The sequence below is a fragment of the Parabacteroides sp. AF21-43 genome (assembly GCF_003635435.1).
GTDB classification, from domain to species: domain Bacteria; phylum Bacteroidota; class Bacteroidia; order Bacteroidales; family Tannerellaceae; genus Parabacteroides; species Parabacteroides distasonis.
On the sequence record NZ_QTMG01000005.1, the window covers coordinates 151387 to 164826 of the forward strand.

Here is a 13440-nt window from a genome sequence, read left to right on the forward strand (position 1 = left end):
AACCTCTTTTCTTTATCGCTATCTCTCTCGATTGCGGTGCAAAGGTAAGTATTATTTTTAAACCTGCAATAGCTGGAGTAAAAAAAATCAACTTTTCGCTGAAATATTCTTTCCATAGGTCCACATAAGCGATCGTCCCTTTCTTTATTTCCCCTTCCCGATCACACCAGTTTATCACAAATACATTTCATTTTGGAACTTTTCAATCGCCATTCATAATTATGTAATGATAATTTGTTACTTTTGCGACTCAATATAAATGCTTAACAACAATGGACGTTGCCATTATTAAATATAATGCCGGAAACATCTACTCGGTAGATTACGCTTTGAAGCGGTTGGGCGTTACCCCGATCATCACGGCTGATCCGGAATTATTAAATAAAGCGGATAAGGTTATCTTTCCCGGAGTAGGTGAAGCTTTCACGACCATGGAGTATTTAAGGGAGCATAAATTGGATCAGGTGATCTTGAACCTAAAGCAACCGGTACTCGGGATATGCCTCGGCATGCAATTGATGTGCATGCGTTCGGAGGAGGGAAACGCAGATTGCTTGGGGATCTTCCCTACGGAAGTAAAACGTTTTATTCCGCAAAAGCATGAGGACAAGGTTCCTCACATGGGTTGGAATACCTTGACAAACGTTAAAAGCGGCCTATTCAATGAGCGATTGGAGAACAAATTTGTTTACTTCGTACATAGTTATTATGTACCTGTAAATGAATATACGGCGGCTACGACCGATTACATCCTTCCGTTCAGCGCCGCTTTACATAAGGACAACTTCTACGCAACACAGTTCCATCCGGAAAAAAGTGGATCGGTAGGAGAGGTTATATTGAAAAACTTTTTAAAGATATGATTGAGCTTATTCCCGCTATAGATATAATAGATGGCAAATGCGTCCGGTTGACGCAAGGAGATTACGCGACCAAGAAGGTTTACAACGAAGATCCTCTGGAGGTGGCCAAGATGTTCGAGGGTAACGGCATCCAGCGTTTGCATGTGGTAGATTTGGATGGAGCCCGTGAAGGACGCATCATCAACTACCGTATCCTTGAGCGGATAGCGACCCGGACTTCCTTGATCATTGATTTCGGAGGGGGCTTGAAACAAGAGGATGATCTGGAGATCGCCTTCGAAAGCGGCGCCCAGATGGTAACCGGGGGCAGTATCGCCGTGAAGAACCCGGAAATGTTCACCTCTTGGATCAGCAAGTTCGGTAGCGAGAAAATCATATTAGGGGCCGATGCCAAGGAAAAGAAGATCGCCATCAGTGGTTGGGAGGAAACGACCAGCCAGGAGTTGATTCCTTTTATCAAAGGATATTACGACAAGGGGATTACCAAGGTGATCTGCACGGATATCGCACGGGATGGTATGCTGCAAGGCCCGGCTATCGATTTATATAAAGAGATACGGGACGAGATCCCCTTCCTTTATATCATAGCGAGCGGTGGCGTAAGCTCGATCGAGGATATTGAGAAATTATCTGAGGCTGGGATTCCCGCTGTCATTTTCGGCAAGGCCATTTATGAAGGGAAGATCCAGTTGAAAGATTTACTTCGTTTTACTTGAAATAATAAAATAGATATATGCTAGCCAAGAGAATTGTTCCCTGTCTGGATATAAAGGATGGAAAGACCGTAAAAGGCATCAACTTCGTGAACTTTCGCGACGCTGGAGACCCCGTGGAGTTGGGTGCCCAGTACAGCCGTGAAGGGGCCGACGAATTAGTGTACTTGGATATTACCGCCTCACACGAGGGGCGAAAGACTTTCACCGAGTTGGTAAAACAAGTGGCGGCCCATATCAGCATCCCTTTTACCGTGGGTGGAGGTATCAACGAATTGAAGGACGTGGATCGTTTGCTTAGCGCTGGCGCCGATAAGGTCTCGATCAACTCGGCGGCTTTACGTAACCCGGCATTAATCGAGGAGATCGCCAAGAACTTTGGTAGTCAGGTATGCGTAGTCGCTATCGACGCTAATTTTGAGAACAATGACTGGCTATGCTATCTAAACGGAGGGCGTGTCCCGACGGATAAGTATTTGTTTCAATGGGCCTCGGAAGCGGAAAGCCGTGGCGCCGGCGAGATCCTTTTCACCAGTATGACGCACGATGGCGTAAAAGACGGATACGCGAACGACGCTCTGGCTACCTTGGCCGATACGTTGCATATCCCGGTTATCGCCTCCGGTGGAGCGGGAAAGATGGAACATTTCCGGGATACGTTTTCCAATGGGAAAGCGGACGCGGCTTTAGCGGCCAGCGTTTTCCATTTCGGCGAGATACGGATAGGCGACTTGAAGCAATACCTCAAGGACGAGGGGATCAATGTAAGGATATAACACATTATATATAAAGATGAAATTAGATTTCGAGAAAATGGGCGGATTAATACCCGCTATCGTACAAGACAACAACACTAGTAAGGTATTAATGTTGGGCTTCATGAATCAAGAAGCTTATGATGAGACAGTAAGTACGGGTAAGGTTACATTCTTTAGCCGCACGAAAAACCGTTTGTGGATGAAGGGAGAGAGTAGCGGAAATACGTTGCAGGTGGTTAGCATCACGGCGGATTGCGACAACGATACATTATTGATCAAGGCGATTCCAGCCGGACCGGTTTGTCATACGGGAGCGGATACTTGTTTCGGCGAGAAGAACGTAGAGGATATCATGTTCTTGAAATACTTGCAGAACTTCATCGAGCGTCGCCGTCAAGAAATGCCGGAAGGTTCCTATACGACTACCTTATTCCAGAAAGGCGTGAATCGCATGGCCCAGAAAGTCGGCGAAGAAGCGGTAGAGACCGTTATCGAGGCGACCAACGGAACCGAAGACGGCTTCATCTATGAGGCATCCGACTTGGTTTACCACTTAATCGTATTATTGACAAGCAAGGGACTTCGTCTGGAAGACCTCGCCCGTGAATTAAAGAAAAGACATAAAGGTTGATAAATTCTATGGAAGAAGATATTCTACTCAAATTAGAGAACGTGGAGATATGCCGTGAGGAAAACAGGGTATTACACGACGCATGCCTCACGCTTCGTAACGGAGAGTTCGTATATGTGATCGGGAAGGTAGGCTCCGGTAAAAGCAGCCTGCTCAAGTCCTTGTATTGCGAGATACCGATCTTGCGAGGCGAGGCACGTATCATGGATTACAACCTCACCAAGATGAAGCGGAAGGATATCCCTTATTTGCGTAGGAAACTAGGTATCGTCTTCCAAGATTTCCAATTGTTGACCGACCGTTCCGTCTCCAAGAATCTGGAATTCGTGCTGAAAGCCACCGGATGGAAAAAGAAAAGCGAGATCAAGGAACGGATAGACAACGTGCTCCGTCAGGTAGGCATGCAAGACAAAGGCTATAAAATGCCGCATGAGCTATCCGGCGGGGAACAACAACGTATCGTTATTGCCCGTGCCCTTCTGAACAACCCCAAGTTGATACTGGCGGATGAGCCGACCGGCAACTTGGACCCGGAGACGAGCGGACAAATCGTACAACTCTTACACGACATCTGCCAGCAGGGAACGGCGGTGATTATGACCACTCATAACTATACGATCGTGCATAATTATCCTGCCCGCATAGTAAAATGCGAGAATGCCTGTCTAAGTGATGTCAGAGAATAATTTTTTTGTAACTTTGCGGTCGCATTCGATTGAAAAAGAAAACAATTTAATATAGAACAAAAGAAGATGAAAGTTTTAAAGTTTGGCGGTACTTCTGTGGGATCTGCACAGAGAATGAAAGATGTAGCGAAACTGATCACGGGAGACCGTAAGATCGTTGTATTGTCAGCCATGTCGGGTACAACCAACTCGTTAGTCGAGATTTCCGACTACCTGTACAAAAAGAACCCAGACGGAGCGAATGAGATCATCAACAAGCTTGCCATGAAATACATGGGCCATGTTGAGGAACTATACAGCACCGAGGAATATAAACAGAAGGCCAAAGAACTGATAAAATCTCATTTCGAATATATCCGTACGTTCACGAAGGATCTGTTTACCTTATTCGAGGAAAAGGTTGTCTTGGCGCAAGGAGAGTTGATCTCTACGGGTATGATGAATCTTTATTTGAACGAATGCGGCGTGAAATCCGTATTGATCCCGGCTTTGGATTATATGCGTACGGATAAGAACGCGGAACCGGACCCTGTCTATATCAAAGAGAAATTGGAAAAATTACTCGCTGATAATAAGGATGCTGATCTATACATCACACAAGGTTATATCTGCCGCAACGCTTACGGCGAGATCGATAACCTGCAACGGGGTGGTAGCGACTATAGCGCATCCTTAATCGGCGCGGCTATCGGTGCGGAAGAGATCCAGATCTGGACAGACATCGACGGTATGCACAATAACGACCCTCGTATCGTACAGGGAACGTCTCCAGTCCGTCAATTGCATTTCGAGGAAGCTGCCGAGTTAGCTTATTTCGGAGCCAAGATCCTTCACCCGACTTGTATATTACCGGCTAAATTGAACAACATCCCGGTCCGTTTGCTAAATACAATGCAGCCGGACGCTCCGGGTACATTGATCTCAAACGCTATCGAAAAAGGTAAGATCAAAGCGGTCGCCGCCAAAGACAATATTACCTCTATCAAGATCAAGAGCGGACGTATGTTGCTAGCTACAGGTTTCTTGCGTAAGGTATTCGAGACTTTCGAGAACTACCAGACTCCGATCGATATGGTTACGACTTCCGAAGTGGGTGTCTCCGTTACGATCGATAACCGCAAGCATCTGGAAGAGATCGTTGACGATTTGAAGAAGTACGGAACCGTGACCGTAGACGAGGATATGGTTATCGTTTGCGTGGTTGGCGACCTAGAATGGGATAACATCGGCTTCGAGGCTCGTATCGTACAGGCCATGAAGGATGTCCCGGTTCGCATGATCTCCTACGGAGGAAGCAACTACAACGTCTCCTTGCTGATTAAGGCCTCGGACAAGCAGAGAGCGCTGCAAGCTCTAAGCGATCATTTATTTAACAACAAATAAAAACAAACGAGGGCGGCCTTTTACAGACTGCCCTTATTTATCTTTATATAATTTCGTATAATATGCTCAAAGGAACATTTCCTGTAGAAAAGTTCAAGCAGCTTTCTACGCCTTTTTATTATTATGATGTCAAGCTATTGCAAGACACATTAGACGTAGTAAAAACCGAATCCGGGAAATATGGTTACCACGTGCATTATGCCGTGAAAGCTAATGCCAATCCCCGTATCCTTTCCATCATAGCGGCAAACGGCCTTGGCGCAGACTGCGTAAGTGGCGGCGAGGTACAGGCAGCTTTAGATGCCGGTTTTCCTGCCGATAAGATTGTCTTTGCTGGTGTTGGCAAAGCGGATTGGGAGATCAACCTAGGACTGGACAATGATATTTTCTGCTTTAACGTGGAATCTGCCGTTGAGCTGGAAATTATCAATGAGCTGGCGGCCACCAAGAATAAAGTAGCCTCTATCGCCCTTCGTATCAACCCGGAAGTGGATGCCCATACACATGCCAAGATCACGACGGGTATGAAGGAAAATAAATTCGGTATCAACCTTAGCCAATTAGGAGGCGTACTGGATAAATTAAAGGAGATGAAGAATGTGAAGTTGATCGGTATCCATAGCCATATCGGTTCACAGATCACGGATATGTCTAGCTTCCGCAATTTGGTAATTCGTTTCAACGAGATACAGGAAGAACTGGAAGCTCACGGGGTTACGGTGGAGAACCTGAACTTCGGAGGTGGATTAGGTATCGATTACTATCACCCGAATCATTTATCGATCCCGGCTTTCGATAACTATTTCGCGGCCATTCATAAACTGCTTCAAGTACGTCCGGGTCAACAGGTACATTTTGAGCCGGGACGTTCGATCGTCGCTCAATGCGGAACATTAATCTCTAAGGTATTATATGTCAAGGAAGGAGAGACGAAGAAATTCGCTATCCTTGACGCAGGTTTCACGGAATTGATCCGCCCGGCGATGTACGACGCTTATCACCGTATCGAGAACATCAGCAGCGATGAGGCAGTAGAGACTTACGATGTAGTGGGCCCGATCTGTGAGTCATCGGATGTATTCGGCAAGGATGTAGAGTTGAATAAGGCTCATCGTGGCGACTTGATCGCCCTTCGTTCCGCCGGCGCTTATGGCGAGGTCATGGCCTCCCAATACAACTGCCGTCATTTACCTAAAGCCTATTATTCCGATACGATAAAATAATGAGCCAATTGATCAATGTGCCAATGTAAATACCTTGAGTAGCTTATTGGCACATTGGCGTATTAATCATATTGGCTCATTAATGATATTGACACATTGGCATATTAATCACATTGGCACATTATTATGTTTCTACTCAATAATACAGAGCTTTTCCTATTGGGAATCTCCTTAATAGGGTTCGTTATCTTATCTCTTTATTATCTGATCGCTTATGCCCGCCCTTTACGTGCGTCAAGACGAACGGATGATACCTTAGAGGAAGGTAATAAACTCCCCGTATCCATCATCATATACGCTAAAAATGATTCTGAGAACCTCAAGAAACACCTTCCTGCGTTACTTACACAAGATTACCCTGAATATCAGGTAGTCGTTATCAACGATGGCTCGAGAGACGATACCGACGATACGCTAAAGTTCTTTCAAAATGAGTATAAACATTTGTATCATACTTACGTCCCCTCGGACGCTCGTTACCTAAGCCGCCGTAAACTGGCGTTTACCCTAGGCGTGAAAGCGGCCAAATACGATATTCTTCTATTCACGGAGGCGAATTGCCAACCGCTCAACGATCAATGGTTATCCGCCATGGTTGGTGGATACACACCCGAGACCAGTATTGTCTTGGGCTACTGCAAATACAGCAACTACAAGGGATTCTTTCATAAGTTGATCGCCTATGATAACTTATTGACGGGTTTACGTTATCTATCTTCCGCCCTCTCCCATCACCCATATACCGGAAACGGACGAAATTTATCTTATCGGAAAGACTTATTCTTCAAGCATAAAGGTTACTACCAATCCTTGAACTTGCATGCGGGAGACGATGACTTATTCATCAACGAAGCCTCGACCAAGGAGAATACGAAAGTAATTTATACCCCGGACAGCCTAACGGAAATGGATCAAATCGAACGTTTTGGAATCTGGAAAGAGATGAAGGTTTCCCGTGCTGCCACTCAACGGTATTACAAAGGAAGCGCCTTGACATTCTATCATCTCGAATCCACTTGTTTCTACCTTTTCCAAGCATCGGTTATCGCTACGGTAGTGATCGGATTACAGGGCAATTGGCTAATCTCCTTGATCGCCGTATTATTATATTTGACACGTTTTATAATCAAGGCAATCGTTTTCGGCAAATCGGCTCGAATGCTCCAACAAAACCCCACTACCGGTTGGTTATTCCTGTTGGAGTTTATTCAACCCATATTCAATGGATATGTCCGTATTTACCGGCTTTTCAGAAGTAGGAAGGATTATACGTTCCGGTTGGAGAATTAATAATGATGAGCACTCTCATAGGATATCTCTTCTTCCGCCACTTTGGGAAGTTCTTCCTCCTCTAATAGCGGGTAGGCTGGGGTAAACTTCGCATGATAGGTAGATTCCACATACGTCTTTTCCAATAAACGGACGACATTTTCTAAAGTAGCTTGCCGTTCTTTGGGTTTAAGCTGGCATTCCCAGATCACCATCGTATTCCAGCCCATCGCTCGTAATTCCTCACGTACACGGGCATCCCGGGCTTTATTCCGGTTTAGTTTCTCGGTCCACCACTCTACCCGGGTACGGGGAGGACGAAATTCAGGGCAACCCTCGTGCCCATGCCAGAAACAGCCGTTCACGAAGATAGCGGTCTTATATTTACGCAATACGATATCAGGGGTACCGGGAAGGCGCTTTACATTCACACGAAAGCGAAAGCCACAATGGAACAGGTATTTACGGACTATAATCTCGGGCTTTGTATTCTTACCCTTAATCATAGACATGATATAGCTACGCTTTTCTTTAGAGATAAGATCTGTCATATCAATCCGGCAAAACTAGAACGTATGCCAAAGATACGGCTTTTATTCAAAACGGATACTCTTGGCCGGATCAATCTTCGTAATCAAATAGGAAGGTCCTAACATCATCAACATGGAGGCGGCCAATGTCCCTATATTCAAAAGGAACAGTGAAAATAGGCTCAGATCGATAGGCACGGCATCCAAATAATAAATAGAAGGATCTAATTGGATAATGTGGAAATGAGATTGAAGCAAACAAAGAGAGATACCGATGATATTCCCCCACAACATTCCTTTGCCGATCAAGAAGAAAGAGACATACAAGAAGATCTTGCGAATACTGTTATTATTTTGTCCCAAGGCTTTTAGGATTCCGATCATATTGGTACGCTCTAAGATTATGATCAATAATCCGGAGATCATGGTAAACCCTGCGACGGAAAGCATCAGCGCCAAGATAACCACCACATTGATGTCCAGCACATCCAGCCAATTAAAGATCATCGGGTTCAACTCCTTGATCGAGCGGGCGTAGAACGTATTGCCATTTCGGTCTTGCCGTTCCGTCAGATCGAAATAAACATCCTCGGCCACTTGGTCCAAACGATCATAGTCATCCACTTGCAACTCCAGTCCGCTTACTTGATCTTTATCCCAACCGTTCAAGCGGCGTATCTGCTTAATATCAGCAATTACGAACATCTTGTCATAATCAAGGAAACCCGTCTCATAAATCCCCGTGATCGTGAACTTACGGGCACGCACGTCATCTTGCACAAAATAAGTCAGGAAAGAATCCCCTACCTTTAGTCCTAGCAGATCTGATAAATACTTGGAAACAATAACATCTGTAGAGTTCTTATCCGGTTGGATCGTAAAGATCTCGCCTTCTTTTAAATTATCCTTGAAGAAAGTCCAGTCATAATCCGTGTCCACCCCTTTCAAGACAATTCCTTGAAAATCTTGGTCAGTCTTCAAGATGCCTAGCTTCGTCGCAAATTTCTCGACATGGCGAATACCGGGGAATGCATCGAGCGCATTCAATAAAGTATCGCTAACCGCTATCGGCTGCGACTCATAGGAAGAATTACTATCGAAATTCGTGATCTGGATATGCGAGCCGAAACCGATCACCTTGTTCCGGACCTCTTTCTTAAAGCCTATCACGATCGCCACCGAAAGGATCATCACCGCCAATCCCAAAGCGATCCCGATCATGGCAATACGAACAGCGGGAGGAGTAACCTCACGATCCCCCTCCTTGCTGAAATGTATCTTTTTGGCGATAAATAGCTCTAAATTCATTTATAACATTCTTCCCGGATAAGCTTCCAGCGCCTTTGATAACACCGTCAAAGCTTTCGCCAGATCTTCCTTTTTCAAGACATAGGCCATACGGACCTCATTCTTACCAAGTCCCGGTGTCGTGTAAAAACCCGACGCCGGTGCCATCATGACCGTCTGACCCTCGTATTCAAACTCTTCCAGACACCAAGCGCAGAACTTATCGGCATCATCCACCGGAAGTTTAGCCACCGTATAGAAAGCGCCCATCGGTATGGGAGAATAAACGCCGGGAATACGGTTCAAGCCATCGATCAAGCATTTACGCCGTTCCACATACTCGTCATAAGTCTCACGGGCATACTCCTCGGAAGCATCCAAAGAGGCCTCGGCTGCGATCTGTCCGATCAAAGGCGGGCTTAAACGAGCTTGGCAGAACTTCATGACGGCACTACGCACTTCGGCATTTTTCGTAATCAACGCACCGATACGGATACCGCATTCCGAATAGCGTTTGGAGACAGAATCGATCAATACCACGTTCTGCTCGATACCTTCCAGATGACAAGCCGAGATATACGGGGAACCGGTATAGATAAACTCCCGGTATACCTCATCCGAGAAAAGATAAAGATCATATTTCTTTACGATATCCCGGATTTGATTCATCTCACGACGCGTATACAAATAACCCGTAGGATTGTTCGGGTTACAGATCAGGATCGCTTTGGTACGCTCATTGATCAACTCCTCGAATTTCTCTACTTTCGGAAGAGAAAATCCTTCCTCTATCGTAGTCGTCACTGTCCGGATCACGGCTCCTGCCGAGATAGCGAATGCCATATAATTAGCATAAGCAGGTTCCGGTACGATAATCTCATCACCCGGATTCAAGCAGCTCAAGAAGGCAAACAAAACAGCCTCCGAACCACCGGTAGTGATGATAATATCGTCAGCCGTAAGATTAATATCATACTTTTTATAATATCCAACCAACTTCTCGCGATAACTGCGATATCCCTGACTAGGGCTATATTCCAACACCGTACGATCGACATTACGGATCGCGTCGAGTGCCGCTCGCGGAGTGGGAAGGTCGGGCTGACCGATATTCAGGTGATACACATGAACTCCTCTCTGTTTGGCAGCATCGGCCAATGGAGCCAGCTTCCGGATCGGGGAAGCGGGCATTTCGACTCCTCTTTGTGAGATGTTGGGCATTACTATCTTATATTTATTCGTTTTGAGGGGCAAAGATAGTAAAATTATTAATCAAATACCCGGTCTTGGCGAATCTTTGCTAGCGTGCATCGTAGATACAAAAGCATTCGGATCGATCTCTTTTACCTCATCTTTCAAGCGGGGCATGTCCTTACGCTCGGCAATCGTAAAGATAATCTCGGTCTCATGTCCCTCGTACATGCCTTTACCATGGATAAATGTTCCTCTCATACCCATTTTATCGACAATCAAATCACGCATTTCCTTTGTCTTTCGGGAAACGATAAAGACAGCACGGTTCGGGTTCTCCGTCTGAAACATCTCCACGATCTTTCCATATACGAAAATAGTAAACCAAGAATACAAAGGTACCGCCCAATCCTTAAACACGATCAAGCCCAACAATACGACCGCAGAATCCAATACGATGATCATATTGCTGACCTTCAAGTTGGAGTCATTAGCGATCACACGTGCCAATACATCCGTACCGGCACTCGTACTTTGCGCCCGGAAAATACAAGTCACACCCAATCCTAAAATAGCTCCACCGTAAAAGGCGGCGATAAAGGCATCGTTCTCCACCAATGGATCGGTAAGGAAATAAGATAATGAGTCGGTAAATATAGAGATCAGCAAGAAAGTGACGATCGTCTTCGGGCCGGAAGACAATCCGATCTTTTTCATCGCCAAAATCAGCAACGGGATATTGAAGCAAAGCGCCGTCGCACCCATCGGCAAACCATCCGGGAAGAACGGGAACAAATCTTTCGTCACATAGTGGATTACGATAGAGATACCGTACACACCTCCCGGTACGATTTTGTAAGGCGCTAGGAAAAGCACGTAACTAAGTGCCTGCAAAAATGAACCTACCACGATTAAGGAGTAGTCCATTACATTTCTCTTCAAAGTAGCATTAGAAGGGACTAAAAGTTGTTGTGTTGTCATGACTCGAATTAAGCGTTATTTGTAAAACGCCGCAAACTTACACAATCTTCTTCGATTTATACGCAAGCCTTAAAAAAAAGTATCCCCACTATTTACCTTTTGACAGGAAATAGTGGGGGACACACTCTTATATAGTATAAATTACTTACTTGCGTTATCCGCTAAGTACACTTCCGGGAACGTATTAACACCCAGTGTACGGTTGTTATTATTCGTGATGTTCAATAAAGTAACATACTTACGATATTGATCCGGGCTCAAAGCCTTCTTCATCAACTTCAAGTTACCGTAAACCGCCTGATACATCTTCTTGTCCTGCAATTTAGCGCTAGCTTTTACACTTGCGTTCTGCATCTCGATGAAATATTCGTTGATGTTAGCTACCTCGTCCAACTGGCTCGGAGTCAATTGCAAATAGTTCGCTAACTTCTCTGTACTTACCACAAACGGTTCTCTACTCAAACTCGGTTTCTGAGCGAAGCTCATTGTCGCACACATCAATAAGGCTGCGACTGCCATTCCAAAACGTTTCATAATACCTAAAAACCTTAAATTGTTAAACCTAAACAAAAACCTTAAAAACACATAGCCCAATCACATTGGCTTAATTACTTCTCAGCCAAATAGCTGTCCAAAAGCGGATTAGAAACCTTATCTTCCTGATTAGCGCGAGTCACATTAATCAACGCTACATATTTACGATATTGATCTTTAGTCAATGCACGTTTCATCAGTTTCAAATTACACAACAATGCGTTGCGAGTTTCTTCCGGTCTTGCGTTATTGCAAAGCGCTTCCGCAGACAAGGGTTGACCTAATTGATTCTCGAAGTAAGTATTAATCTCTGACACCTCAGCGATCTGGTTTGCGTCAAGCTGCAAATATCTGCTTAGCTTATCGAAACTCATACTCTTTGAATCACTAACCTTTTGAGCAAAGCTCATTGTCGCTACCATCATTAAAGCGACTACCATCATACCTAAACGTCTCATAATACCTAAAATTTAAACCTAAACTAAGACCTTAACTAATAAATGCGGCGTTTCCGCATCTTCTATCTTTCTCTTTTTGTTACTGCAAATATAACAGTATGTTTTATAACATTGTTCTTTAATACGGTTAATTTTTGCAAACAATTGACGTTATTGATATACATCAAGGCATATAGCAATCATTTTGTAATACATATTACGATAAACACTATCTATTTCATCATAGACACCGTTTATAAACAAGCAAAAGCCTAGATATATTCTTATACAAGCCTAGCTGTATTCTTATACGATACCATATCTATTCTATAATCTCCGTCGTGGATTATACAAACCACAGCGTGATCTATAAAAACCACGACATGATCTATACAGACCACGACGTGGTTTATAGAATAGATACAGTCACAAGATACTTTTTATGCAATAGCTTGATACTTTACATCTATCCTTTACTTATTTATCGGCTAGATAAACATCGGGGAAGGAAAGCCCGCTCGTCATCCGGTTATTATTGTTCGTTACGTTGATCAAAGCCACGTATTTCCGATATTGATCGGTGCTTAACGCCTTTTTCATCAACTTTAAGTTGCCAAATACGGCTTGCCGCATCCGTTTATCCCGCATTTTATGACTTCCCCTCAAGCCCTCGCTTTGCTTTTCCCTAAAATAATCGTTGATCATCGCTACCTCATTAATCTGGCTGGGACGTAATTCCAGATAGCTTACCAATTGGCCCACATTGACTACAAACGGTTCTTTATGTAAGCTCGATTCCTGCGCGAAACTCATTGTCACACTTACCAACAAGGCTGACATAGCCATTACTAAACGTTTCATACTACCTATTCCTTTCATTTGTTAAACCTTAAAAACCTATTTCTCTGTGATCTTTGATACAAATATAGGGTGAGGTTTCCCGCTAGAAAAGGA

At 44.5% G+C, this 13440-nt stretch carries 15 protein-coding genes; 8 read left to right on the forward strand and 7 right to left on the reverse strand.

Annotation, left to right across the window (positions count from 1 at the left end):
* Positions 1–272 precede the first annotated feature (272 nt).
* The 8 genes from hisH to DWX84_RS05930 all read left to right on the forward strand — a co-directional run bounded on the left by hisH (position 273) and on the right by DWX84_RS05930 (position 7547).
* Positions 273–863 carry an imidazole glycerol phosphate synthase subunit HisH gene (gene hisH, locus DWX84_RS05895; RefSeq protein ID WP_008780097.1) on the forward strand — a complete coding sequence of 197 codons (591 nt, stop codon included), beginning with the start codon at positions 273–275 and terminating at the stop codon, positions 861–863.
* Positions 860–1579, forward strand: a complete 720-nt coding sequence (gene hisA / locus DWX84_RS05900) for a 1-(5-phosphoribosyl)-5-[(5-phosphoribosylamino)methylideneamino]imidazole-4-carboxamide isomerase (RefSeq protein ID WP_122377449.1) — start codon at positions 860–862, stop codon at positions 1577–1579. Before hisH ends, hisA begins: the two co-directional genes overlap by 4 nt.
* Before the next feature lie 17 nt (positions 1580–1596).
* The gene (gene hisF / locus DWX84_RS05905) at positions 1597–2352 is read left to right on the forward strand and encodes an imidazole glycerol phosphate synthase subunit HisF (RefSeq protein WP_005854556.1); all 756 of its coding nucleotides are present in this window, start codon (positions 1597–1599) and stop codon (positions 2350–2352) included.
* Between the two features lie 16 nt (positions 2353–2368).
* Positions 2369–2965 carry a bifunctional phosphoribosyl-AMP cyclohydrolase/phosphoribosyl-ATP diphosphatase HisIE gene (gene hisIE / locus DWX84_RS05910; protein WP_005854554.1) on the forward strand — a complete coding sequence of 199 codons (597 nt, stop codon included), beginning with the start codon at positions 2369–2371 and terminating at the stop codon, positions 2963–2965.
* A gap of 8 nt (positions 2966–2973) precedes the next feature.
* Positions 2974–3651 carry a cell division ATP-binding protein FtsE gene (locus tag DWX84_RS05915; protein WP_005854551.1) on the forward strand — a complete coding sequence of 226 codons (678 nt, stop codon included), beginning with the start codon at positions 2974–2976 and terminating at the stop codon, positions 3649–3651.
* Between the two features lie 66 nt (positions 3652–3717).
* Positions 3718–5034, forward strand: coding sequence for an aspartate kinase (locus DWX84_RS05920; RefSeq protein WP_048927596.1), 1317 nt, complete (start codon positions 3718–3720; stop codon positions 5032–5034).
* 62 nt (positions 5035–5096) lie between these two features.
* A complete protein-coding gene (gene lysA, locus DWX84_RS05925) occupies positions 5097–6257 on the forward strand; it encodes a diaminopimelate decarboxylase (protein WP_005864472.1) in 1161 nt (386 codons plus the stop codon).
* 126 nt (positions 6258–6383) lie between these two features.
* On the forward strand, positions 6384–7547 hold the full coding sequence (locus tag DWX84_RS05930; RefSeq protein ID WP_048927595.1) for a glycosyltransferase: 1164 nt from the start codon (positions 6384–6386) through the stop codon (positions 7545–7547).
* Here DWX84_RS05930 and DWX84_RS05935 read toward each other — a convergent pair.
* The 7 genes from DWX84_RS05935 to DWX84_RS05975 form a co-directional block, all read right to left on the reverse strand.
* Positions 7544–8077, reverse strand: a complete 534-nt coding sequence (locus DWX84_RS05935; RefSeq protein ID WP_008780092.1) for a very short patch repair endonuclease — start codon at positions 8075–8077, stop codon at positions 7544–7546. The genes DWX84_RS05930 and DWX84_RS05935 overlap by 4 nt on opposite strands.
* A gap of 42 nt (positions 8078–8119) precedes the next feature.
* Positions 8120–9364 carry an ABC transporter permease gene (locus tag DWX84_RS05940; protein WP_048927594.1) on the reverse strand — a complete coding sequence of 415 codons (1245 nt, stop codon included), beginning with the start codon at positions 9362–9364 and terminating at the stop codon, positions 8120–8122.
* On the reverse strand, positions 9365–10564 hold the full coding sequence (locus tag DWX84_RS05945; RefSeq protein ID WP_005854538.1) for a pyridoxal phosphate-dependent aminotransferase: 1200 nt from the start codon (positions 10562–10564) through the stop codon (positions 9365–9367).
* A gap of 51 nt (positions 10565–10615) precedes the next feature.
* Complete coding sequence (locus DWX84_RS05950) at positions 10616–11515, reverse strand: YitT family protein (RefSeq protein ID WP_048927593.1); 900 nt, start codon at positions 11513–11515, stop codon at positions 10616–10618.
* 141 nt (positions 11516–11656) lie between these two features.
* Positions 11657–12049, reverse strand: coding sequence for a hypothetical protein (locus DWX84_RS05955; protein WP_005854532.1), 393 nt, complete (start codon positions 12047–12049; stop codon positions 11657–11659).
* 74 nt (positions 12050–12123) lie between these two features.
* The gene (locus DWX84_RS05960; RefSeq protein ID WP_005854530.1) at positions 12124–12507 is read right to left on the reverse strand and encodes a hypothetical protein; all 384 of its coding nucleotides are present in this window, start codon (positions 12505–12507) and stop codon (positions 12124–12126) included.
* 456 nt (positions 12508–12963) lie between these two features.
* Complete coding sequence (locus DWX84_RS05975) at positions 12964–13347, reverse strand: hypothetical protein (protein ID WP_008773491.1); 384 nt, start codon at positions 13345–13347, stop codon at positions 12964–12966.
* Positions 13348–13440 lie beyond the last annotated feature (93 nt).